Consider the following 22,483-nt stretch of genomic DNA (forward strand, 5'->3'; position numbering starts at 1 on the left):
TGCAAATTCCCTGGCAGCAGCTCCGCACGTCAGACATGCTCGTATACCGTCCGTCCGCCGACAATGGTGCGCACCACGCGGCCTGTAAAGCGGGCCTCGTCGAACGGGGTGTTCTTGCAGGGCGATTTGAGGTCGGCGGGATCGACCACCCAGGGAACATCTGGGTCGATCACGATGACGTCGGCGGGGCTGCCCGGGCGCAGGGTTCCGCCAGGCAATCCCAAAATCTCGGCCGGCCGCGTCGACATCGCCCGGATCAGCGTCTTGAGATCCAGCTCGTCGTTGTGCACGAGGCGAAGGCCAGCCGGGAGCATGGTCTCCAGCCCGATGGCGCCGGGGGCCGCTTCCGCGAAAGGCAGGCGCTTGACCTCGACGTCCTGCGGATTGTGGTCGGACATGATGACGTCAACCAGGCCGGAAGCGACGGCGGCGACCAGCGCGCGGCGGTCGTCCTCGGTGCGCAGCGGCGGCGACAGCTTCAGGAACGAACGGTAAGGGCCGATGTCGTTCTCGTTCAGCGCAAGGTGGTTGATCGAGGCCGAGGCGGTCACGGCGAGGCCGGCGTCGCGGGCGCGCCGGAGGATTTCGAGCGACTCGATGCAGGTCAGCGACGCCGCGTGATAGCGGCCGCCGGTGAGCGCGACGAGGCGCATGTCGCGCTCCAGCATCACGGCCTCCGCCGCGTTCGGGATGCCCATCAGGCCGAGCCGCGAGGCGAATTCGCCCTCGTTCATCACGCCTTCGCCGACGAGATCGCGATCCTCGGTGTAGTGCACGATCAGCGCGTCGAAATCGCGCGCGTAGGTCAGGGCGCGGCGCATCACCTGCGCATTGACCACGCTTTTGTCGCAGTCGCTGAAGGCGATCGCGCCGGCCGCCTTGAGCAGGCCGAACTCGGTCATCTCCTCGCCGCGCATGCCCTTGGTCAGCGCCGCCATCGGCTGAATGTTGACGATTGCGGTGTCGCGGGCGCGCCGCATCACGAAGTCGACGGTCGCCGAGTTGTCGATCACCGGCAAGGTATCAGGCTGGCAGATGATGGTGGTGATGCCGCCGGTCGCAGCCGCCTGGCTCGCGGAGGCAAAGGTCTCGCGATGGCTGAAGCCGGGCTCGCCGACGAAGGCACGCATGTCGATCAGCCCGGGTGCGACGATCTTGCCGGCGCAGTTGACGACGTCGGTGCCCTCGGGGACGCCGGCAGCGCCAATGCCGCGGCGGGTCTCCCGGATGATGCCGTCGGCAATCAGGACATCGCCGGGGCCATCGAAATCCCGGGAGGGGTCGACGACGCGGGCATTGCCAAGCAGGATGGGTCGGCGGTCGGTCAACATGAGCATCACGCGTTCGGCAGGTTGCGGGCGAGCGCTTCCAGCACCGCCATGCGCACGGCCACGCCCATTTCCACCTGTTCGCGGATCAGGGATTGCGCGCCGTCAGCGACCGCAGTGTCGATCTCGACGCCGCGGTTCATGGGGCCGGGATGCATGACGAGGGCGTCTGGCTTGGCGTAGGCGAGCTTCTTCTGGTCCAGCCCGAAATAATGGAAGTACTCGGAGGTGGACGGCACGAAGGAGCCGTTCATGCGCTCGCGCTGGAGCCGCAACATCATGACGATGTCGGCGCCGTTGAGCCCCTCGCGCATGTCGCGCGCGACCTCGACGCCCATCCGCTCGATGCCGGGCGGCAGCAGCGTGGAGGGGCCGACGACGCGGACGCGGGCGCCCATTGCGTTGAGCAGGATGATATTGGAGCGGGCGACGCGCGAATGCAGCACGTCACCACAGATCGCGACGACAAGGCCCTCGAGCCGGCCCTTGTTGCGGCGGATGGTGAGCGCGTCGAGCAGGGCCTGGGTCGGATGTTCATGTGCGCCGTCGCCGGCATTGATCACGGAACCGTCGACTTTGCGGGCCAGCAGTTCCACCGCGCCGGAGGCGTGATGGCGCACCACCAGGATATCCGGGTGCATGGCGTTGAGCGTCATGGCCGTGTCGACCAGCGTCTCGCCCTTTTTGATGGACGAGGAGGACACCGACATGTTCATGACGTCGGCGCCCAGCCGTTTGCCGGCGAGCTCGAACGAGGATTGGGTCCGGGTGGAAGCCTCGAAGAAGAGGTTCACCTGCGTCCGTCCACGCAGGACGGTGCGCTTCTTGTCAACCTGGCGGTTGAGCTCGACATATTCTTCGGACAGGTCGAGGAGGCCGGTAATGTCGGCCGCGGAAAGGCCCTCGATGCCCAGCAAATGCCGGTGGCCGAGGACGAAGGTCGATTTCGATGTCATTAAAGCGAGAGCTATAGGCGGGGATGGCCGGGGGGGCAAGGGCCAAAGCCCGGGCGGGGAGTTATCCCCCGATCTGTCGGTCTTATCGCTGTGGCGTGAGCTGTCCCCGTCTTCTCCGTCATGCCCGGCCTTGTGCCGGGCATCCACGTTCTTCGCGAGTATTTGTTGTAAAAAGGCGTGGATGGCCGGGACAAGCCCGGCCATGACGACTGGGATGTATTTCGTGAAATTAATTCTGGCAGCGCTCCTGGCGCTAATGACGATCAGCACTGCCCACGCCCAATCGCTTCCCGGCGGTTTCGTCTATTTGCACGACATCGACCCCAGCATCATCCAGGACATCCGCTACGCCACCTCGAACAATTTCGTCGGCCGTCCGCTCGCCGGCTACGGCGCCGGCGAATGCGTGGTGAAGCGGGAGGTTGGGTTGCGGCTGAAGGCGGTCCAGCAGGAACTGGCGGCGCAAAATCTCTCGCTGAAGATGTTCGACTGCTACCGGCCGGCGCGGGCCTCGCTCGACATGGTCAAGTGGTCGCAGAACGGCCACGAGACCGCCGCCGAGCGGCGCTACAATCCCAAAATTCCCAAGACCGAGCTGTTCCGCCTCGGCTACATTGCAAGCCGCTCGCAGCATTCGACGGGCGCGGCGCTCGATCTCACGCTGGTCGATCTCAAGGCGGACAATTCAGGCAAATACGACCCGTCAAAGGCCTACGCCGATTGCACGGCGCCGGTCGAGGGGCGATTGCCGGAGGGCAGCGTCGACATGGGCACCGGCTATGACTGCACCGACGTGAAAGGACACACCGCCGCACCATCAATCAGTCCGGACCAGCGCGCCTGGCGCAAGCGGCTGGTGGCTGCGATGGCGAGGCAAGGCTTTGTGAACTATGCGAAGGAGTGGTGGCACTTTTCACTGCCGGGGGCGGGAGGGGCGGCCTATGATTTCCCGATCCAGCCGCGGCGGAACTGATTCCGCGCCGAGGACATGAGATGACCCAGCCCAGCTTCGCGACCCACGAGGTCTTCAACCAGTCACCGCCGTTCGAGGACGTCGATCTGTTCGCCGCGGACCAGCCGCTGGTCGCGGCGGTCAGGAGCAATGGCGGTGCGGCGGCCGAACGGGAGCTCTCGGAGTTCGGTAAGCATTGGGGCTCGGCTGCGATGGCCGATCGGGGGCGCGTCGCGAACGAGAACACGCCGAAGCTGCGCAGCTTCGATGCCAAGGGCAATCGGCGCGACCAGGTCGAATTTCATCCGGCCTATCATGAACTGATGGCCCACAGCGTCCGTGCCGGCGTGCACAATTCGACGTGGACCGCGGATGGAAGACCCGCGGGCGATGCCGCAGAGGTCGTCCGCGCGGCAAAATTCTACATGGCCGCGCAGGTCGAGACCGGCCATCTCTGCCCGATCACGATGACACGCGCCTCCGTGGCGGCGCTCGCGATGCAGCCTGATCTGCTCGCCAAGGTGATGCCGGTGCTGTCGACGAAAAGCTACGATCCCACCTTCGCGCGGTGGTGGCAGAAGCGCGGCATGACCCTCGGCATGGGCATGACCGAGAAGCAGGGCGGCACCGACGTGCGCGCCAACATGACGCGCGCGGTGCGCGACGGAGGCGCCTACCGCATCACCGGCCACAAATGGTTCATGTCGGCGCCGATGTGCGACGCCTTCCTTGTACTGGCCCAGGCGGACCAGGGACTGACCTGTTTCTTCATGCCGCGCTTCGCGCCGGATGGGGCGGTGAACGCGATCCAGTTCCAGCGGCTGAAGGACAAGCTCGGCAACCGCTCCAATGCGTCGTCCGAGGTCGAGTTCGTCGGTGCCTATGCGGAAGCTGTCGGCGAAGAGGGGAAGGGCATCCGCACCATCATCCAGATGGTGCAACTCACGCGGCAGGATTGCGCGATCGCCTCGGTCGGCCTGATGCGCTCGGGGCTCGCCCACGCGCTGCATCACGCCCGGCACCGCAGCGTGTTCCAGAAACATCTGGCCGATCAGCCCTTGATGCAGGCCGTGCTCTCCGACATGGCCTTGCACGTCGAAGCAAGCACAGCCTTGGTGATGCGGCTCTGCCGCGCCTTCGATCGGACGCCGCACGATCCGGCGGAGGCCGCCTACATGCGGCTGCTGACGCCTGCGATCAAATACTGGACCTGCAAGAGCGCGCCGCCGTTCCTCTACGAGGCCATGGAATGCCTCGGCGGCAACGGCTATGTCGAGGACGGCGTTCTGGCGCGGCACTACCGGGAGGCGCCGGTCAACGCGATTTGGGAAGGTTCGGGCAACGTCATGTGCCTCGACGTGCTGCGCGCGCTCTCGCGCGAGCCGGAGGCGGCGATGGCGGTACTGGAATCGCTTGCCACCGAGACCAAAGGTTTGCCGGGAGCAGGCGAGGCCGTCTCGTTCATCGGCAAGACCTTCCGGCGCGCGGACGGCGAACGCGTCGCGCGCCTTGCGGTCGAGAAGCTGGCGCTGCTTGCGGCCTCGGCCGCGCTCAACGGCGTGTCGCCGCGCCAAGCCGAACTGTTCGCCACCACACGCCTCGCCGCCAATCACGCCAGCATGTACGGCGCGGTCGAGCTCGAGAGTGGCGATGTACGCGCGCTGCTGGAGCGGGCGCTGCCGTGAGCCTTCCTAACGAAAGCGCTTTAATGGACTCCCTCAATCCCGATCATCCTCCGCTCACCGAGACGCCGGCGCCGCCGCGGGTCTGGAAATTCTGGGGTACGGCGCTGTGGGGCATCGCTATCTTCGCAGCCATGTTCGTCGGGCAGATCGGGGCCATCGTCTATCTGGTCTGGGTTGCCCGCGACCCCATCGACCTCGCATCGATGCAGCACGTCGGCGGCGAGCCGGCGTCGCTCGCGTTGTCGGTCACGATGGGCCTGCCGGCGACGCTGGCCGCCGTGTGGCTGGCGATCCGCATCAAGAAGGCCTCCTTCGTCGACTATCTCGCGTTGTATTGGCCGTCCTGGAAGCAACTCCTGTTCGGCGCCGTCGGGCTGATCCTGATCGTGGTGGCCTGGGAGACGATGTCGCGGAGTCTCGGCCGCGAAGCGACGCCGGGCTTCATGACCGATCTGTTGAAATCCGGCCGCGACAAGGGCGCTGCCGTGATGCTGCTGTTCGCCTTCAGCGTGGCGGCGCCGATGTCCGAAGAGGTTTTGGCGCGCGGCTTCCTCTATCGCGGCTGGTCGGCGAGCTTCCTGCGCGTCCCCGGCGCGATCATCCTCTCGTCGCTGGTGTGGACGGTCGTGCACCTGCAATACGACCTGTACTTCCTCGCCGAGGTCTTCTCCATCGGCCTGTGGTTCGGCTACATGCGCTATCGCAGCAACTCACTTTGGCTCACGATCGTGCTGCATGCGCTGAACAATCTGACGGCGGTGGTGCTGACGATGTGGTTGGGGAGTTAGGCCACCAGCGCGATCGCGATCGGCATGGTGATCGCCGCCAAAATCGTCTGCAGCGTGATGATCTGCGCCAGTAGTGGGGCATCGCCGCCCATCTGGCGGGCCAGCACATAGGCGCTGGTCGAGGTCGGCACCGCGGCGCAGATCGCGACGATGGCGAGGCTGTCGCCGGACAGTCCGAACCAGACGGCGAGCACCAGCGCGACCACGGGCATCAGCACCAGCTTGAACACCACGCCGACAGCGGCCCCCGTACTGGGGCGGAGCAGGCCTTCAAGATGCAGGCCGGCGCCCGTGACGAGCAGGCCGATGGCGAGCGAGGAGCGGCCGAGTGCGTCCGCCACCTCATGCCAGATCTTCGGCAGCGGCAGGTGGAAGACATTGATGACGAGGCCGATCGCGCAGGCCCAGATCAGGGGATTGCGGACGACCGTCATGACAATCGCGCGCGCGGATTGCTTCTCCGGCGCTGCGTAGTGCGCGAGCACCGCGACGCTGAGGACGTTGACCAGCGGAATGATCGCCACCATCGCGACGGAGGCGAGCGCCAGCCCGACCTCGCCGAACATGTTGGCGGAGACGGACAGCGCCACATAGGTCTGCCAGCGGATCGCGCCCTGGAAGATCGAGGTGAAGGCGGGGCCGTCGATATCGAGCCGCGACAGGGCCGGGCGGAGCGCGAGGCAGAGCAGCGACATCGCGAGCGCGGAGAGCAGCAGCGCGCCGCCGACGCCGGCCACCGGCACCTTGGACAGGTCGGCCTTCACCAGCGTCTGGATCAGCAGCATCGGAAACAGCACGAAATAGGTCAGCCGCTCCAGCCCGTTCCATTGCGTGTCGAGCCGCATCAGGGTGCGCTTCAGCACCACGCCGAGCACGATCAGGATAAAGACGGGGAGGAGCGCCGCGATCACGACGGCCATGGATCAGTCAGGCCCCGGGGCTGCGCGCAGATTGGCGAGGCGGTCGAGCGCGCCTTGCAGGATGAAGATCGCGGCGTGCTCGTCGATCACTTCGGCGCGCTTGGCGCGGCTGACGTCCATGCCGATCAGTTCGCGCTCGACAGCGGCCGTTGAGAGGCGCTCGTCCCAGAGGCCGATGGGCAGCGCGGTCAGGCCGGCGAGGTTGCGGGCAAAAGCCCGGGTCGATTGCGCGCGCGGGCCTTCGCTGCCGTCCATGTTGATGGGCAGGCCGAGCACGAAGCCGACGGCCTTGCGTTCACTGGCAATCGCGAGCAGCCGGGCGGCATCCTGCTTGAACGCCTTGCGCTGGATCGTCTCGACGCCGGTCGCTAACCGGCGGTCCGGATTGGACACGGCAACGCCGATGGTCTTGGTACCCAGATCGAGTCCGACCAACCCGCCGCGTTCGGGCCAGTGGGTTGCAGCGTCGACGAGAGGCAGGATAAGAGCCGGCATGGTGTTAGCGCATATCACGCGTCGCGCTGCGGAGTGAACCCGTAACTATGGATACGCTGACATTATTCGGGTTATTCGCCGTGACGGCGATGCTGGTCACTTATGCCCTGGAGGACCGCAGCCACTGGTTCGTACTGATGTTCGCAATGTCCTGCGTGCTCGGTTCGGCTTACGGCTTCCTGCAAGGCGCCTGGCCGTTCGGCGTCGTCGAGGCGATCTGGGCCGTTGTGGCGCTGCGGCGATGGCATCTCAGGCCGGAGAGAAAGGCCGGGCGAGGGCGTCTGCGGACGGCAGGGTCCTCGCCCGGGCATCGGATCAACGGATCGCGATCGGGTTGATCATGGCCTGCACGCCGCCGGTCCAGCGCGGCTGGCCCAGCACGAACAGGAATTCGTATCCCTTGTCCTTGGCAAGCGCGGCCGTATCCATGTTCTCCAGGATGTAGGTCCCGTTCATCGCGAGCAGGATCTGGTGCACCTCGAACACGTTCTTGGACTCGAACGGCAGCACCTCGAGCGCCCAGGTGTCGGCACCGATCGCGACGACGCCCTTACTGGTCAGGTATTTTGCGCCTTCGACGCCGAGACCGGGCTCGCCGGCCGAATAGCGCTTGTCGTCCTTGCCGATCAGGCTGAGCCAGCCGGTGTGGAAGATGACGACGTCGCCCTGGCGGATCTCGACGCCCTGCTTCTTCGCGACCTCATCGATCTCCTTGACGTTGAAGGCGGTGCCTTCCTTCACGATATCGGTGTTGTAATAGGCGGCCATGTCGAGCAGCACGCCGCGGGTCACGATCGGCGGCACCTTCTCGATGCCGAGCTTCTTCAATCCGTTCGGATCGGCGAAGTCGGCGAGCTTGTTGCCGTTGTAGTAGACGTGCTCGACGCCGAGATGGCCGAGTCCGTCGATCTGGCTACCGATGCCGACCCAGGTGTCGAGGATGTCGTCATTGTAGGTGGCCTTGTTCGGGCCCAAACCCGGGATGCCGGCCTGTCCGGGTTGCACGATGGTGAGCTTGAATGCGCGCGGCGGATAGGCGGGCGTTTGTGGTGTAACGGGAATGCCGAGCGCGTAGGTCTTCCCGGTCTTCACCAGAGATGCGGCCTTCAGCACGAGCTCGGGGGTCATGTAGTTGGCGGCGCCGATCTCGTCGTTCGGCCCCCATTTCGATTTGGTCCAGTCTTGAGCGCTTGCTGATTCGATCGTCGCAGACAACGCGGCGACACAGCACAACACGAGCGTATTGCGCATCGATAGTCCTCCCGATGTTTTTGCCGATGTTTGGCTTCGTTATGATTTCGCGCTGGCCAGTCGCTCATCCTAACGTAGAAAAGCCGCGGGCTTCAAAACTTTTCGCGGTGCCATGCTGCGGCGGCTGAACGCAGCACTCGCCGCGCGCAGCGTCGGTTGAATCAAGTACGACAGATTTGTGACAGTGAATTTCGCGTCGTGGAACGCGCTGGCATCTCAGGCCGCGATGACTTCGTCGTCTTGCTTCAGGCAGGCGGCAAACCCGCTCAGCGCGCTGGTTTGATGTCCGGCACGACGCTGGATGAAGAGCGTCTCGACCTGCGCGTGCGAATGGCTCAGCGCGTGGATCGACACGCTGCCGTTGATCGCGCTGCGTTCGACCACGGCGCGCGGCAGCAGCGTCACGCCCATGTCGGCGGCGACACAGCCGATCATGCCTTCGAGCGTGCCGAGCTCGAAGCGCGCGGCCGACGGCCAGCCGAACTCGACAAAGATCTGTTCCAACCGCTGCCGGTAGGTGCAGCCGGTGCGGAACGCCAGCGCCGTCGGACCGGATTCCGGCGTGCCGGCGCGCAGCTCGGTGAGCGTGGCCCAGCGCCGCGCGCTGACCAGCACCAGCTCTTCGCGGAACGCGCTTGTCGCAATGAGATCGGCATGCGCGATCGGACCTGCGACAAAGGCGCCGTCGAGCGTGCCTTCGAGCACGCAAGCGACGAGGTCGGCAGTGGGCGCGGTGCGCAGGCTCAGCCGGACGGCGGGAAAGCGGTGATGAAAGTCCGCGAGCAATGGCGGCAGCCGCACCGCTGCGGTCGTTTCCATCGAGCCGATCGCGAGCGGTCCCTTGGGCTCGCCGTCGTCGCAGGCCGCGAGCACGGCCTCGCGCGCCAGTGCGGACATCCGTTGCGCGTAGGGCAAAAGGCGCTTGCCCGCGCCGGTCAGGGTCATGCCGCGGCTATGCCGTTCGAACAGCGGCGTGCCGATCTCGGCTTCCAGCGCCTTCACGCGCTGGGTCACGTTCGACTGCACCGTGTTGAGCTCTTCGGCCGCGCGGGTGATGCCCCCGGTCCGGGCGACGGCGGCGAAGGTCTGGATGTCGCTGAGTTCCATAATATCGTTTCTCTTTCGAGATGGCAGCGTTCGCAAGAATTCAATTTTAGAGAATGGTATTCGCGCCTAGTCTCGCTGTCCAGACCAGGGAGGAGCCATGCCGATCGCGACGCCGCTGACCACGCTATTGGAGATTGAGCATCCGATCCTGCTGGCGCCGATGGACGTCGTAGCAGGCAGCCGCCTCGTGGCGGCGGTGAGCCGTGCCGGGGGCTTCGGCATCCTGGGCGGCGGCTACGGCGAGAGGATTTGGCTGGAGCAGGAGATTGCCAAGCTCGCCGGCATGAAAGCGCCGTTCGGGATCGGCTTCATAACTTGGAGCCTCGCCACGCGGCCCGAACTTCTCGACATCGCACTCGCCGCAAACCCATCCGCGATCATGTTGTCGTTCGGCGATCCCGCACCCTTTGCGGCCTGCATCAAATCCGCCGGTGCCCGCCTGATCTGCCAGGTGCAGGACGAGACGATGGCGCGCCAAGCGCTCGATGCGGGCGCCGATGTCCTGATCGCACAGGGGACGGAGGCCGGCGGTCACGGCGCCTCGCGCACCACGATCGATCTGGTCCCGGCAATCGTCGATCTTGCCGCGGGTCGAGTGCCGGTGCTAGCGGCCGGCGGTATTGCCGATGGGCGGGGACTTGCGGCCATGATGATGCTCGGTGCAAGCGGCGTGCTGCTCGGCACGCGCTTCTACGCGAGCCAGGAGGCCGATGGCGCGGAAGAGGCCAAGCGGCGCATCTGCGCGGCAGATAGTGGCGCAACGGTGCGGGGCATCATTTTCGATCTCTCCCGCAACAATGTCTGGCCCGCGCCGTTTACCGGCCGGTGCCTAGTCAACGATCACGCCAGACGCTGGATCGGCCGCGAGGTCGAACTGATGCAGAATGTCGCCGCAGTCGGGCCCGCCTATGCGGCTGCGAAGGCCGCCGGGAATTTCGACATTGCCGCGGTGATCGCGGGCGAGGCGGTCGGCCTGATCCATGATATTCCACCGGCGGCTGAAATCGTCGAACGTATCGCGACCGAGGCCGAGCAACTGCTAGCCGGCCGGCGTAATTCCAGCGTGTCCGCCTAAACTGCGAGAGAACAACCATGTGGCCGAACCGTCGATTGATCGATCTCTTCAAGACCGAATTCCCGATCGTGCTGGCGCCGATGGCTGGCGTGATGGACGCGGAGCTGGTGATCGCCGTTGCGCAAGGCGGGGGGCTCGGCTCGCTGCCGAGCGCGATGCTGTCGCCGGACAAGGCGCGTGAGCAGGTCAACATCATCCGGCAGCGCGTCTCCGCGCCGGTGAACATGAATTTCTTCTGCCACACACCGGTCGAGCTCACGGCCGAGGCGGAGGCGCGCTGGAAGCAGCGCCTCGCGGGCTACTACAATGAGCATGGCCTCGATCCCGCCGCACCCATCAATGCCGCGAACCGCGCGCCGTTCGACGCCGGCTTCTGTGAGGTCGTGGAGGAGCTGAAGCCGGAGATCGTCAGCTTCCATTTCGGCCTGCCGGAGGCCGCGCTGCTCAAGCGGGTCAAGGCAGCAGGATGTCGCGTCATCTCCTCGGCGACGACGGTGAGGGAAGCGGTCTGGCTCGAGCAGCACGGCGCTGATGCGGTGATCGCACAAGGTGCGGAGGCCGGCGGCCATCGCGGCATGTTCCTGACTGACAAGATCTCGGGACAGCCCGGCACCTTTGCGCTGGTGCCGCAGGTGGTCGACGCGGTGAAGGTCCCGGTGATTGCGGCCGGCGGCATTGCGGACGGCCGCGGCATCGCAGCCGCCTTCGCGCTCGGCGCGGCCGGCGTGCAGATCGGGAGTGCCTATCTGCGCTGTCCGGAATCCAAGGTCAGTGCGGCGGCACGCGCGGCGCTCGCCGAGGGGCGGGATGATTCCACCGTCATCACCAATGTCATGACCGGGCGGCCGGCGCGCGGCGTCCAGAACCGGCTGATGCGCGAGGCCGGCCCGATTTCGCCGGACGCGCCGCCATTTCCCCATGCCGCGACGGCGCTGGGACCGCTGAAGGCGGCTGCCGAAAAGCAGGGCAGGGTGGATTTCACAAATCTCTGGGCCGGGCAGGCGATCGCCTTGGGTCGCGAGGTCCCGGCAGCCGAATTGACCCGCGATCTCGCCGAATCGGCCCTGGCTCGCATGAAAGCTCTCGCCGGATAGGTCCGCCGCCGGTTGCGGCGCAAAAGCGGCCTCTGCTATACGGCACATAGGTTTTGCCGTGAGAGGCCTTATATAATGTCCGTCGACGCCGCTACCGTCCGCCGCATCGCCCATCTGGCGCGCATTGCGGTTTCCGAGGGCGAGGTTCCGCATCTGCAGGGCGAGCTCAACGCCATGCTCGCCTTTGTCGAGCAGCTCTCGGAGGTCGATGTCGAGGGCGTGGAGCCCATGACCTCGGTCACCCCGATGCAGATGAAGAAGCGGCAGGATGTGGTCAATGACGGCGAGATCGCCGACGATATCGTTGCCAACGCGCCCGCGACCGAAGGTCACTTCTTCCTGGTGCCCAAGGTAGTTGAATAGTTCAATTCAGGACGCTGTCGATGTGCATGCTTTGCGACGACGAGAAGGCCTATCAGGCCTATATGAACTATCTCGACAAGATGGAGCGGCAGGGCAAGGCTGCCGATCCCAATGTCGCCGTCAATGCCGTGCTCGACGAGATCGAGGCGGCTGCGAAAGCGGCCGCCAAGAAAAACGTCACGCAAGACGACCCGGCCAACGACAAGTCCCTGTCTCCGTTCTTCTGCAGCCCGATCAATAAATGACCGATTTGACATCGCTGACGCTCGCCGAGGCCCGCAAGGGCCTCGCGGCCAAGACTTTCACGTCCCTCGAGCTGACCGACGCGCATCTGAACGCGATCGAAGCCGCGCGCGTGCTCAATGCTTTCGTCATGGAGACGCCTGACCAGGCGCGGACCATGGCGCGCGAAGCGGACGTCAGGATCGGGAAGGGCGATGCGGGGCCGCTCGCCGGCATTCCGCTCGGCATCAAGGACCTGTTCGCGACCAAGGGCGTGCGCACCACGGCGTGCTCAAAAATCCTCGGTAATTTCGTGCCGACCTACGAGTCCACCATCACCTCGCAGCTGTGGCGTGACGGCGCGGTGATGCTGGGCAAGCTCAACAATGACGAGTTCGCGATGGGCTCATCGAACGAGACCTCGTGCTTCGGCCCCGTCGGCAATCCCTGGCGGCGTGATGGCTCCAACACGACCCTGGTGCCGGGCGGCTCGTCCGGCGGCTCGGCCTCCGCTGTGGCGGCTCTGCTCTGCATGGGCGCGACCGCGACCGACACCGGCGGCTCGATCCGTCAGCCGGCGGCGTTCACTGCAACCGTCGGCATCAAGCCGACCTATGGCCGCTGCTCGCGCTGGGGCATCGTCGCCTTTGCCTCCTCGCTCGACCAGGCCGGTCCGATCGCGCGTAGCACGCGCGACGCCGCGATGCTGCTGCGCTCGATGGCCGGCCACGATCCGAAGGACACGACCTCGGTCGACATGGCCGTGCCGGACTACGAGGCCGCGATCGGCAGGTCCGTGAAGGGCATGAAGATCGGCATTCCCAAGGAGTACCGTCTCGACGGCATGCCGGCCGAGATCGAAAAGCTTTGGGAAGCGGGCGCGACCTGGCTGAAGGCGGCTGGCGCCGAACTCGTCGAAGTGTCGCTGCCGCACACCAAATACGCGTTGCCGGCCTATTACATCGTGGCGCCGGCGGAGGCGTCCTCCAACCTCGCGCGCTACGACGGCGTGCGCTTCGGCCTGCGCGAGCAGGGCCGGAACATCAACGAACTCTACGAGAACACCCGCGCCGAGGGTTTTGGCGCCGAGGTGAAGCGCCGCGTCATGATCGGCACCTACGTGCTCTCGGCCGGCTATTACGACGCCTACTATTTGCGAGCCCAGAAGGTGCGCACGCTGATCAAGAAGGACTTTGAGGATTGCTTCGCCAAGGGCGTCGACGCGATCCTGACGCCGGCGACGCCGTCGGCGGCCTTCGGCATCGGCGAGAAGGGCGGCGCGGACCCCGTCGAGATGTACCTCAACGACATCTTCACGGTGACGGTGAACATGGCGGGCCTGCCGGGCATTGCCGTGCCCGCCGGCAAGGACGCGCAGGGTCTGCCGCTCGGCCTGCAGCTGATCGGCCGGCCCTTCGACGAGGAGACGCTGTTCTCGCTCGGCGAGGTGATCGAGCAGGCCGCCGGCCGCTTCACGCCGGCGAAATGGTGGTGAACATGGCGGCGTATATCGCCAGCCTCGACGGCGCCGCGCCACCGCCGGATCTCAGCGCGCCGCTCGCCGGCTTGTGGTGGGCCGCCAAGGGTGACTGGGACCAGGCGCACAGAATCGTCCAGGACGAGAGCAGCCGCGAGGCCGCCTGGGTGCACGCCTATCTGCATCGCGTCGAGGGCGACCTCGGGAATGCCGGCTATTGGTACCGCCAGGCCGGCCAGCCCGTGGCAACGGATTCGCTTGAAGCAGAATGGCAACGCATCGTCGATGCGCTGGGTGGGAGTGCATCCGCATGAGCGAGCCTCGTTTCACGGGTCCGAAGGCGAAGCCGGAGGATTTATTCGGTCGTTTTCGAGAGATCGTTTCCGATCCGCTCAACCTCCTGATCGAACGCGTCCCGATGGCAGGCTGCGTCGAAGGCGACCAGGTCTATCTGCATAACGGGCTGAAGGTTCCGGGCATCGGGCCCGGAGCCTATTACGGACCTTTCAGCAGTGTGCTCATCATCAATCGCGGCGTCCACGAGCCGTTGGAAGAATATGTCTTCCAGGAATTGCTGAAGCGGCTGGGCGAAGCGCCCTCGATGGTCGAGCTCGGCGCCTATTGGGGTCACTATTCGATGTGGCTCAAGAAGGCGCGGCCCAAGGCCGAGGTCATCCTGGTCGAGCCGGATCCCGCTTGCCTGAAAACCGGCCAGGATAATTTCGCGCGCAACGGACTGCGGGCCGAGTTCGTCAAGGCCTTCGTTGGCAAGGGCAAATTCGAAGTCGACGCCTTCTTCAGGGACAGGAAGATCAAGCATCTCGACATCTTGCATGCCGATATCCAGGCCTTCGAAGTCGAGATGCTGCAGGGCGCGGAGAGCGTGCTTGCCAAACGCCGCGTCGATTATCTCTTCGTCGCAACCCATTCGCAGGCACTCCATCACGACGTCGTCGATCGTCTCAAGGCGCACGGCTACCGCGTCGAGATCTCCAGCGATTTCGAGGAGCAGAGCACGTCGTTCGACGGCTTCGTGTTCGCCTCCTCGCCGGAGGTCGACGCGCTGTTCGGAGAGATCGAGGTGATGGGCCGCCGCGAGATCGCGTTGCGCCAGCCCGCCGATGTACTCCGGTCGCTCAACGGGCTTCTCGAAGCGGGTGAAGCGCGAGCGGCCAAGGGATCAGTAGAGGAACCAGTCGAGCCATGAACGCACCTGCCGCACCCCACAAGCTTCTCAAGGGCTCAACCGGTGACTGGGAGATGGTCATCGGCCTGGAGGTCCACGCTCAGGTGACGTCGAACGCGAAACTGTTCTCCGGTGCCTCGACCGCGTTCGGCGGCGAGCCGAACACGCATGTGTCGCTGGTCGACGCGGCGATGCCGGGCATGCTGCCGGTCATCAACGAGGAATGCGTCAGGCAGGCTGTCCGGACCGGACTCGGGTTGAACGCGCAGATCAATCTGCGCTCGGTGTTCGACCGCAAGAACTATTTCTATCCGGACTCGCCGCAGGGCTACCAGATCAGCCAATACAAGTCGCCGATCGTCGGCGAAGGCGAGGTCGTGGTCGAACTGGACGGCGGCAAGACCGCCACGATCGGCATCGAGCGGCTGCATCTGGAACAGGATGCCGGCAAATTGCTGCACGATCAGTCGCCGACGATGTCCTATGTCGATCTCAACCGCTGCGGCGTGGCGCTGATGGAGATCGTGTCGAAGCCCGACATCCGCGATGCCGAGCAGGCCAAGGCCTATGTGACCAAGCTACGCTCGATCCTGCGCTATCTCGGCACCTGCGACGGCGACATGGAGAAGGGATCCCTGCGCGCCGACGTCAACGTCTCCGTGCGCAAGCCGGGCGCGCCGCTCGGCACCCGCTGCGAGATCAAGAACATGAACTCGATCACCTTCATCGGCCAGGCGATCGAGTACGAGGCGCGGCGCCAGATCGGAATCCTCGAGGAGGGCGGCGCGATCGACCAGGAGACCCGGCTCTACGACCCGAACAAGGGCGAGACGCGGTCGATGCGGTCCAAGGAAGAGGCGCACGACTACCGCTACTTCCCCGATCCCGACCTGCTGCCGCTGGAGTTCTCGCAAAGCTTCGTCGACAAGCTGAAAGCTGAGCTGCCCGAGCTGCCGGACCAGAAGAAGACGCGCTTCGTCGCGGATCTCGGCCTGTCGGCCTACGACGCCAGCGTGCTGGTCGCCGAGCGCGAGAGCGCGGTGTTCTACGAGACCGTGCTGGAGAAGCTCGCCAACCGCGCGCGCGACGGTAAGGTCGCTGCCAACTGGGTGATCAACGAGCTGTTCGGCCGTCTCAACAAGGAAGGCCGGGATATTACGGACTCTCCGGTCGATGCCGCACAGCTCTCGGGGATCATCGACCTGATCGGCGAGGGCACGATCTCCGGCAAGATCGCCAAGGATCTGTTCGAGATCGTCTGGCAGGAGGGCGGCGATCCTCGCGCGCTGGTCGAAAGCCGCGGCATGAAGCAGGTCACGGATCTTTCGGCGATCGAAAAGGTTGTCGACGACATCATCGCGGCCAATCCCGACAAGGCGGCGCAGGTCAAGGACAAGCCGCAGTCACTCGGCTGGTTCGTCGGCCAGGTGATGAAGGCATCCGGCGGCAAGGCCAACCCGCAGAGCGTCAACGAGCTGCTCAAGTCCAAGCTCGGCATCTGACCTCGCGCGTTCGAACGAGGTGACGGACAGGCGTCGTCACCTCGCTTTCGGTTCGCGATGCGACGCTCGCGCGCATCCGCGGCGACGAACTTCATCCCGATCGAGCGCGATACGCCGACCGAATCGCCGTCACGCGATTCGCGCAAAACGGGGACTTGCACACGCTCCAACGAGCGCTCGCGCCGTTAATCATGAAAATATTTTCGTTGCCAAAAGTCGCGACTCAGAGTCCGCGAAGCGCCTTCGCGAGGCGCTCGCGCGATTGGCAGGATGCATCATTGCAACGATCGCGCGCGATGCATGCGTGCAAGAAAATACTTGCTGCATAGTGTTTTTCTACAATCGCATCTTTTGCAAAGGTCGATGCCGCGGGCACTCTCCGCGATCGCAAGCACATCTCATGCAGTCCGTTTGCATCGCGTTCGCCAGCGCAGGCGCGTTTCGCCGTCAACACTTCTTTAAGCGAGACGCTGTTTTTTTCGTTGTGTTGGTGTATTCGGGATGAGTGTGCACTCGATCCCCGACTGCATGCAGCGATTAAGCCATCTCACACATCGGAGGGCAACATGGCCAAGAAAGCTAAGAAGGCAAAGAAGGCGAAGAAGGCGAAGAGCGCAGTGAAGAAGACTGCGAAGAAGACCCGCAAGGTCGCCAAGAAGAAGTAACTTCGCTTTTTGAAGTTGCCGGCTCCTAGAGAGCCGGCACGTCATCAGCGCCTCTCAAAAGGTTCTGGTCGACGATAGAGGGTGTCGGCGAGACATCAGGTCAACGGTCGGATCGTTCTCTTCGCGGGTTCGCTCGCTAAGCCCGGTCCGGCAGAAGAAACGAGTTTTCTTCGTTCGGTGCGGTTCTCCGTAAGGGCTCCGCAATTTCACCGGCGGCCTTCGGGCCAACGTGGAATCTGGTCCTGACGTGTTCGCCGACGCCCTCGTTCTCATGAGGCCGGGGTATTGCCGGCATTCCCTTATCCCGACATTGTTGATCTGACCGCGGCGTGGCCGTTCTGCCCTTGTGCAGTCAGGGCTATCGCATATGACGTCTCAGCGTACCTGAGCGAGCGCCTCGTCCTTCGCGACGGCCGCTTCGCCGGATGAGGCACAGCTGCATCCATCTGCGTTGATGCTGCCGCATCCTGATCCCTCATCCTGAGGGCCCGCCGCAGGCGGGCGTCTCAAAGGATGGCCGCTGTCGAGCTTGCAGCCATATGTTTCTTCATATGCGCGCCCTGCTCGAGCAGGGCGGCCGCGGCGCAATGGGGCGCCGTTCGCGCGCCGCTTGCGGTGAAACAATTGCTGTCTCTGGAATTCGGCGACGACAGCGGACGGGGACACCACAGGACGCGCCTCACCGTGCGCAATGGTTATCGTTCTCCCAAAATCCCAAGGTAAACCGAATCTGACGAATTGCAGAAGTGCCTGCAAAATGGGGACTTCTTGCATTTGTCGCGCGCGCCTGGCGCGGGCGCGTTTACGTCTGCTTCATCGCGATACTTAAACTGCCATTCAAATTTGCCCGCCATCATTACCTCCAACAAGCCGGCAAACGGCACGGGCAAGAAGCCTCGGGGATGAGTTGAACAGTTGATTGGACGGGAGCCGCGCTCGGGGGACGAGACGGCACAAAAAAAGGGGATGCGTTATGTTTCAGGGTACTTTCGATCTGGAGACCGCGACGCCGATCGACGCAGGCGCGCTGTCGGACGTGCTGTTCGAGCGCGGCCTCTATTGGGCGAGCGGACGCTCCGGTCTCGTCGATCTCGTCGCCGCGCACAAATGGTTCAATCTCGCCGCGCTCAAGGGCCGCAAGGACGCCGTGACGCTGCGCCAGGAAGTCGCCGGACAGATGTCGGACGCCGATATCTCGGCCGCCCAGCGCGAGGCGAGGGCGTGGGTCTCCGCCCACTGAGCGGTGAAGCACGTCCCAGCCGTCGTTTCGCAGGTGAAGCTGATTTGTGCTGAATCAGGTTCCCTCGTGGTCCGCCAAGCGGATCCCGTTCGGCACGAGGCTGTCACCCATGTCTTAGGTACGTTCCGTTCTTAGGTACGTTCCGTTACCCATGTCTTCGGGCCGGACAGCCGCGGAGTGGCGGAGAGGGAGGGATTCGAACCCTCGATACAGCTTGAGACCGTATGACGCTTTAGCAAAGCGTTGCCTTCAGCCACTCGGCCACCTCTCCGGTGCGAGCCTTATGCATCTAATTACTTGGGCTGGTCAATTTGGAAGCGTGTGTTTTTGCTCGAATATTCCCAGCGAATTCCGAAACCAAGCGGTTTGCTCCCGGCGCGAGAACGTAACGCCGCGATAACGGACGCAAAGCTGGAGGTTTTGGCGCTTGTATTAAGTGTGGTTCTGGCGCGGACAAAAGCTCGCTTTACCCGCATAAATAATTGATTTTGTTTCAAAATTTGATCGGATGGCCCGCGCGGGGGACGACTGCCTTCGTTGCCGACCGCCTCTAGCGGTTCATTTGCAAGTGATTGATTTGATTTTCTCTTTCCGCGATTCGCCGCGCGCTATGGAGCGGTGATTGCCCTCAGATCGGCCGACGAGGTCCCGTGTCAGGCTGCGGAAGGGCGCTCTCACTATTAGTCGGGATAACTCGCTTGCCGGCCGAGGAGCCGCCCCGTCGCGCCAGGCGTCGCCGCAATCAGAGTCTGTCCTGGCGCGCTTTCGGTTGGAACGGCGCCCTGGAGATCATAGCGGCGAGGGGCTGCCGGGCTGGCACGCTTCGCCCGTCCCTCGACTGCCGGGCTACGCCGCTGCGGTCTCATCTTGCAATGTCGGGGCCGATGGTATGATTGACCGACGTCCCGAGGGAGGAATGGACTTGGCGGGTGAACTGCAGACCAAATTTCGACGTGCCGTCGAAGCCTTTCACGCCCATGATTTGGTCAAAGCGGAAAGAATACTGCAGCAGATCGCCAAATCCGCCAGGAACATCTTCGAAGTCGAACATCTCCTGGGCGTGGTGATGCTCGTACAAGGCCGATTTGCCGAGGCCGAAATGCATCTCAGGGCGGCCGTGGCCCTGAACGGAAGCAGCGACGAGGCCCTCAGCAATTATGGATATGCGCTCAAAGCGCTGAACCGGCCTCAGGAAGCCCTGGCCTATTTCACGCGCGCATTGGCGGTGAATCCGCGCAATCCCCTTTCGTATCACAACAGAGGCACGATCCTTGCCGAGTTCGCGCGAAGCTATGGCGAAGCGATTGAGCAATTCGACAAGGCGACATTCTACAATCCGAACTTTGCCGATGCCTACGCAAGCAAGGGCGGCTGCCTTGAAAAGCTCAGGCGTTACGAGGATGCCCTCGTCGCCTACGACAAGGCGTTGTCGATCAGGCCTGACCTGGAGACTGCATGGCTTGGTCGAGGCAATGCACTCCGGAATCTCAGGCGGTACGACGACGCATTTGCCACGTACGACAAGGCGCTGTCGGCCAGGCCGGACGTCCCGAGTGCATGGGTTGGCCGAGGTGAAGTTCTCACCGATCTCAAGCGCCACGACGAGGCGCTTGCCGCGTATGACAAGGCGATCTCGATCAAGCCTGATCTCGAGGGCGCGTGGGTTGCCCGAGGCCATCTTTTCTGGAGCCTGAAGCGCTACGACGAGGCGTCGGCAGCCTACGACAGGGCGCTCTCCATCAACTCCGGCCTCGAGAACGCGTGGCTTGGTCGGGGCAATGTGTTCTTCGATCTCAAACGCCTTGACGAGGCGTTCGCTGCCTTTGACAGGGCGTTGGCGATCCGCCCTGATCTGGCGGAAGCCTGGCTTGGCCGCGGTAATGTTCTCACCGAGCTCAAGCGCCGCGACGATGCACTCGCTGCGTACGACCGGGCGCTCTCGATCAAGCCTGATCTCGCCGAGGCATGGCTCGGTCGCGGCAATTTGGCGTGGGGGCTGAAGCGCTACGAGGAGGCTCTTGCCGCGTATGACAAGGCGCTCGCGATCAAGGCCGACATCGAGGGGGCCTGGATTGGCCGGGGCAACGTCTTTATGGAGCTCGGGCGCTATGACGAAGCCTACATCGCCTTCGACAAGGCGGTGTCGATCAGGCCTGACCTCGAGGGTATCGAGGGTTTGCGTCTTCTTGCGAAGATGAACCTGTGCAATTGGGACAATCTGGACGAAGAGATCGGCCAATTGACGGCGGCAATACGGCTCGGGAAGGCCAATAGCTCTCCCTTTGCTTTGCTGTCCCTGACGGATTCTCCCGATGATCAGCTCAGCTGCGCCAGGACCTGGGTGAGGGCAAAGCTCCCGCATGTGTCCAAAACGGGGCCACGGGGTGAAATCCGTCGCCACGACAAGATCCGGGTCGGGTATGTTTCACCTGATTTTCGCAAGCATCCGGTCGGGTACCTCACCGCCGAGATATTCGAGAATCACGATCCCGACCGCTTCGAGACGTATGCGTTTTCAATCGGTCCTGACGACAACAGCGATCTGCGCAAGCGGCTCGAAAAGTCATTTCATCGCTTTGTCGATTGCGAGCACAAGCTCGACGGTGAAGTCCTGAAAGCGATCGACGATGCGCAGATCGACATTCTCGTCGATCTTGCAGGCCATACGCACAATGCCAGGCTGTCGTTGTTCGCATCCAGCGCGGCTCCGACCGCCGTCAGCTATCTTGGGTTTGCGGGGACGTTGGGGAGCAGGGAGCTAGTCGACTACATCATTGCCGATCAAATCGTGCTGCCGGATCAAAACAGCCAATTCTTCGACGAGAAAATCGTTCGCTTGCCCGGCAGCTTCATGCCGCGCGACAATCACGTCGGGACAATCGACGATGCTGCGCCCAATCGGGCCGATCACGATTTGCCGCAGGAATGGACTGTGTTTTGCTGCTTCAACAATGCCTACAAGATCAATCCGGCTGTCTTTGGCTCCTGGATGAACATCTTGAAGAGCGTGGACCAGTCGGTCTTGTGGCTGTCCGACGTGGGCGAGATCGCAAAATCGAATCTGCGGAAGGAAGCCAAGGGCCGGGGCGTCGATCCGGATCGCCTGGTGTTTGCAAGGCGCGTTGCGTCTTCGTCCGAACATTTGGCGCGCCATCGCCTCGCCGACCTCTTCCTGGACACGCTGCCCTACAACGCGCACACGACGGCCAGCGACGCGTTATGGGCCGGTCTGCCGGTGGTGACCCAAATCGGGAATAGCTTCGCCGGCCGCGTGGCGGCGAGCTTGCTGAGCGCTGTCGGCCTGCCTGAGCTGATCACGCGAACCCGTGCGGATTATGAGTCACTCGCGACCGAGCTGGCGCTTGATAAACAGAAGCTGGCGGATATTCGCGGACGCCTGCAGGGGAGCCACCTGACCGCATCACCGTTTGATGCGGTGCTCTACGCAAGGCGGTTGGAGACGGCTTACGAGGCTATGTATCAACGACATCAGGCCGGCTTGCCGCCGGATCATATCGACGTTCAAGCGCGCGGATGAGGACGGCCGTCGCGGCCTCCTGACCAGACCGGGCAACTCCGGAAGGCGCGCGCCGAGTCCCTGGATGATTCCCGATTCTGGCGCGTCAAAGCCGCAGAAGAGCTTCTCTGGGGATATTGGACTCTCGCCGGAACTTTTGGCGGCAGATGGAACCTGTCGAAATAATCGAATAAATTCAACGCCTTACAAAGCCGCTCTGATCACATCTGCGTGTTATTTGTGCAACACCCGCCGGAAAACACGCTCCATCGGCCGGTTCTGAAGCGTTCTGTTGTTGTGTGTGCAAGGGCGTTCGGTAATTGTGACTGAGCGACGGAGGGGGGCATCCCGAGGTCGTCCCGTCTTAGGTGGTTCGCTTAAGTCCCTCGCGTTCAGCGGGTGTGTCCGAAGGCGCGAAGCGACTAAGCGGTGAATTTAAGGGACAAGGGAACCAACCTTAGGGTGTCTTCACCCAGCGGATCCGGAACCTTCCCTATGGCAAACTTGGAGGTTTAACATGAAGTTGGTTAAGAGCCTTTTGCTCGGTTCCGCAGCGGGTCTCATCGCTGTCGGCGGAGCGCAGGCAGCCGATCTCCCCGTGAAGGCCAAAGCGGTCGAATACGTGAAGATCTGCTCCCTGTACGGTGCGGGTTTCTACTA

20 protein-coding genes, 1 tRNA gene and 1 pseudogene are annotated in these 22,483 nt (G+C 63.7%); 15 read left to right on the top strand and 7 right to left on the bottom strand.

Features of this window, described 5'->3' with window-relative positions; translation table 11 throughout:
* Positions 1-29: 29 nt before the first annotated feature.
* Positions 30-1,331: a dihydroorotase gene (locus AC0L3S_RS01855; protein WP_473277933.1), complete on the bottom strand. Its 1,302-nt coding sequence runs from the start codon at positions 1,329-1,331 to the stop codon at positions 30-32.
* Positions 1,332-1,336: 5 nt separating this feature from the next.
* Positions 1,337-2,284 (bottom strand): aspartate carbamoyltransferase catalytic subunit, encoded by a 948-nt coding sequence (locus AC0L3S_RS01860; protein ID WP_007603315.1) that lies wholly within the window; start codon positions 2,282-2,284, stop codon positions 1,337-1,339.
* A gap of 214 nt (positions 2,285-2,498) precedes the next feature.
* Between AC0L3S_RS01860 and AC0L3S_RS01865 the strand changes: the two genes are divergently transcribed.
* From AC0L3S_RS01865 to AC0L3S_RS01875, 3 genes are read left to right on the top strand one after another with little or no spacing between them, the layout of a single operon-like run.
* On the top strand, positions 2,499-3,257 hold the full coding sequence (locus tag AC0L3S_RS01865) for a M15 family metallopeptidase (RefSeq protein ID WP_473277934.1): 759 nt from the start codon (positions 2,499-2,501) through the stop codon (positions 3,255-3,257).
* Between the two features lie 20 nt (positions 3,258-3,277).
* Positions 3,278-4,921 (top strand): acyl-CoA dehydrogenase family protein, encoded by a 1,644-nt coding sequence (locus AC0L3S_RS01870; RefSeq protein WP_473277917.1) that lies wholly within the window; start codon positions 3,278-3,280, stop codon positions 4,919-4,921.
* Positions 4,922-4,944: 23 nt separating this feature from the next.
* Positions 4,945-5,709: a lysostaphin resistance A-like protein gene (locus AC0L3S_RS01875; protein WP_473277918.1), complete on the top strand. Its 765-nt coding sequence runs from the start codon at positions 4,945-4,947 to the stop codon at positions 5,707-5,709.
* Here the strand turns inward: AC0L3S_RS01875 and AC0L3S_RS01880 are convergent.
* On the bottom strand, positions 5,706-6,629 hold the full coding sequence (locus AC0L3S_RS01880) for an AEC family transporter (RefSeq protein WP_473277919.1): 924 nt from the start codon (positions 6,627-6,629) through the stop codon (positions 5,706-5,708). The two genes, AC0L3S_RS01875 and AC0L3S_RS01880, sit on opposite strands and share 4 nt — an antisense overlap.
* A 3-nt stretch (positions 6,630-6,632) precedes the next feature.
* Entirely contained in the window at positions 6,633-7,124 is a 492-nt protein-coding gene (gene ruvX / locus AC0L3S_RS01885; RefSeq protein ID WP_007603328.1) for a Holliday junction resolvase RuvX, read from the bottom strand.
* 47 nt (positions 7,125-7,171) lie between these two features.
* On the opposite strand from ruvX, the pseudogene AC0L3S_RS01890 reads away from it, so the two are divergent.
* A pseudogene (locus AC0L3S_RS01890) lies at positions 7,172-7,381 on the top strand (hypothetical protein); the annotation flags it as partial.
* 58 nt (positions 7,382-7,439) lie between these two features.
* On the opposite strand, the gene AC0L3S_RS01895 reads toward AC0L3S_RS01890, so the two are convergent.
* Complete coding sequence (locus AC0L3S_RS01895) at positions 7,440-8,375, bottom strand: cyclase family protein (protein WP_473277920.1); 936 nt, start codon at positions 8,373-8,375, stop codon at positions 7,440-7,442.
* Between the two features lie 216 nt (positions 8,376-8,591).
* Entirely contained in the window at positions 8,592-9,482 is an 891-nt protein-coding gene (locus AC0L3S_RS01900; protein WP_473277921.1) for a LysR family transcriptional regulator, read from the bottom strand.
* 97 nt (positions 9,483-9,579) lie between these two features.
* Between AC0L3S_RS01900 and AC0L3S_RS01905 the strand changes: the two genes are divergently transcribed.
* From AC0L3S_RS01905 to AC0L3S_RS01945, 9 genes are all read left to right on the top strand, one after another.
* Positions 9,580-10,557, top strand: coding sequence for an NAD(P)H-dependent flavin oxidoreductase (locus tag AC0L3S_RS01905; RefSeq protein ID WP_473277922.1), 978 nt, complete (start codon positions 9,580-9,582; stop codon positions 10,555-10,557).
* Positions 10,558-10,574: 17 nt separating this feature from the next.
* The gene (locus AC0L3S_RS01910; RefSeq protein ID WP_473277923.1) at positions 10,575-11,651 is read left to right on the top strand and encodes an NAD(P)H-dependent flavin oxidoreductase; all 1,077 of its coding nucleotides are present in this window, start codon (positions 10,575-10,577) and stop codon (positions 11,649-11,651) included.
* A gap of 75 nt (positions 11,652-11,726) precedes the next feature.
* Complete coding sequence (gene gatC / locus AC0L3S_RS01915; protein ID WP_212335862.1) at positions 11,727-12,014, top strand: Asp-tRNA(Asn)/Glu-tRNA(Gln) amidotransferase subunit GatC; 288 nt, start codon at positions 11,727-11,729, stop codon at positions 12,012-12,014.
* A gap of 20 nt (positions 12,015-12,034) precedes the next feature.
* Complete coding sequence (locus AC0L3S_RS01920) at positions 12,035-12,259, top strand: hypothetical protein (RefSeq protein WP_473248009.1); 225 nt, start codon at positions 12,035-12,037, stop codon at positions 12,257-12,259.
* A complete protein-coding gene (gene gatA, locus AC0L3S_RS01925) occupies positions 12,256-13,731 on the top strand; it encodes an Asp-tRNA(Asn)/Glu-tRNA(Gln) amidotransferase subunit GatA (protein WP_473259598.1) in 1,476 nt (491 codons plus the stop codon). Before AC0L3S_RS01920 ends, gatA begins: the two co-directional genes overlap by 4 nt.
* Entirely contained in the window at positions 13,722-14,027 is a 306-nt protein-coding gene (locus AC0L3S_RS01930; protein ID WP_473259601.1) for a hypothetical protein, read from the top strand. Before gatA ends, AC0L3S_RS01930 begins: the two co-directional genes overlap by 10 nt.
* Positions 14,024-14,920, top strand: coding sequence for an FkbM family methyltransferase (locus tag AC0L3S_RS01935; RefSeq protein WP_473277924.1), 897 nt, complete (start codon positions 14,024-14,026; stop codon positions 14,918-14,920). Before AC0L3S_RS01930 ends, AC0L3S_RS01935 begins: the two co-directional genes overlap by 4 nt.
* Positions 14,917-16,401 (top strand): Asp-tRNA(Asn)/Glu-tRNA(Gln) amidotransferase subunit GatB, encoded by a 1,485-nt coding sequence (gene gatB / locus AC0L3S_RS01940; protein ID WP_473277925.1) that lies wholly within the window; start codon positions 14,917-14,919, stop codon positions 16,399-16,401. Before AC0L3S_RS01935 ends, gatB begins: the two co-directional genes overlap by 4 nt.
* Positions 16,402-18,039: 1,638 nt before the next feature.
* Positions 18,040-18,306, top strand: a complete 267-nt coding sequence (locus AC0L3S_RS01945; protein ID WP_007611206.1) for a hypothetical protein — start codon at positions 18,040-18,042, stop codon at positions 18,304-18,306.
* 178 nt (positions 18,307-18,484) lie between these two features.
* Here the strand turns inward: AC0L3S_RS01945 and AC0L3S_RS01950 are convergent.
* Positions 18,485-18,577, bottom strand: a tRNA-Ser gene (locus tag AC0L3S_RS01950).
* A gap of 651 nt (positions 18,578-19,228) precedes the next feature.
* Here AC0L3S_RS01950 and AC0L3S_RS01955 point away from each other — a divergent pair.
* Positions 19,229-21,844, top strand: a complete 2,616-nt coding sequence (locus AC0L3S_RS01955; protein ID WP_473277926.1) for an O-linked N-acetylglucosamine transferase family protein — start codon at positions 19,229-19,231, stop codon at positions 21,842-21,844.
* Positions 21,845-22,340: 496 nt separating this feature from the next.
* On the top strand, positions 22,341-22,483 hold a 143-nt coding region (locus AC0L3S_RS01960; protein ID WP_473277935.1), incomplete at its 3' end, for a porin.

The organism is Bradyrhizobium sp. Ken01 (assembly GCF_055807355.1).

Bases quoted from the DNA above. Each gene is read 5' to 3' on its own strand.
- AC0L3S_RS01910 (WP_473277923.1), top strand. From the start codon at position 10,575: ATGTGGCCGAACCGTCGATTGATCGATCTCTTCAAGACCGAATTCCCG.
- AC0L3S_RS01870 (WP_473277917.1), top strand. From the start codon at position 3,278: ATGACCCAGCCCAGCTTCGCGACCCACGAGGTCTTCAACCAGTCACCG.
- AC0L3S_RS01920 (WP_473248009.1), top strand. From the start codon at position 12,035: ATGTGCATGCTTTGCGACGACGAGAAGGCCTATCAGGCCTATATGAAC.
- AC0L3S_RS01865 (WP_473277934.1), top strand. From the start codon at position 2,499: ATGTATTTCGTGAAATTAATTCTGGCAGCGCTCCTGGCGCTAATGACG.
- AC0L3S_RS01935 (WP_473277924.1), top strand. From the start codon at position 14,024: ATGAGCGAGCCTCGTTTCACGGGTCCGAAGGCGAAGCCGGAGGATTTA.
- AC0L3S_RS01945 (WP_007611206.1), top strand. From the start codon at position 18,040: ATGTTTCAGGGTACTTTCGATCTGGAGACCGCGACGCCGATCGACGCA.
- AC0L3S_RS01895 (WP_473277920.1), bottom strand. From the start codon at position 8,375: ATGCGCAATACGCTCGTGTTGTGCTGTGTCGCCGCGTTGTCTGCGACG.
- gatC (WP_212335862.1), top strand. From the start codon at position 11,727: ATGTCCGTCGACGCCGCTACCGTCCGCCGCATCGCCCATCTGGCGCGC.
- AC0L3S_RS01900 (WP_473277921.1), bottom strand. From the start codon at position 9,482: ATGGAACTCAGCGACATCCAGACCTTCGCCGCCGTCGCCCGGACCGGG.
- gatA (WP_473259598.1), top strand. From the start codon at position 12,256: ATGACCGATTTGACATCGCTGACGCTCGCCGAGGCCCGCAAGGGCCTC.
- AC0L3S_RS01875 (WP_473277918.1), top strand. From the start codon at position 4,945: ATGGACTCCCTCAATCCCGATCATCCTCCGCTCACCGAGACGCCGGCG.
- gatB (WP_473277925.1), top strand. From the start codon at position 14,917: ATGAACGCACCTGCCGCACCCCACAAGCTTCTCAAGGGCTCAACCGGT.
- AC0L3S_RS01905 (WP_473277922.1), top strand. From the start codon at position 9,580: ATGCCGATCGCGACGCCGCTGACCACGCTATTGGAGATTGAGCATCCG.
- AC0L3S_RS01860 (WP_007603315.1), bottom strand. From the start codon at position 2,284: ATGACATCGAAATCGACCTTCGTCCTCGGCCACCGGCATTTGCTGGGC.
- AC0L3S_RS01930 (WP_473259601.1), top strand. From the start codon at position 13,722: ATGGTGGTGAACATGGCGGCGTATATCGCCAGCCTCGACGGCGCCGCG.
- AC0L3S_RS01855 (WP_473277933.1), bottom strand. From the start codon at position 1,331: ATGTTGACCGACCGCCGACCCATCCTGCTTGGCAATGCCCGCGTCGTC.
- ruvX (WP_007603328.1), bottom strand. From the start codon at position 7,124: ATGCCGGCTCTTATCCTGCCTCTCGTCGACGCTGCAACCCACTGGCCC.
- AC0L3S_RS01880 (WP_473277919.1), bottom strand. From the start codon at position 6,629: ATGGCCGTCGTGATCGCGGCGCTCCTCCCCGTCTTTATCCTGATCGTG.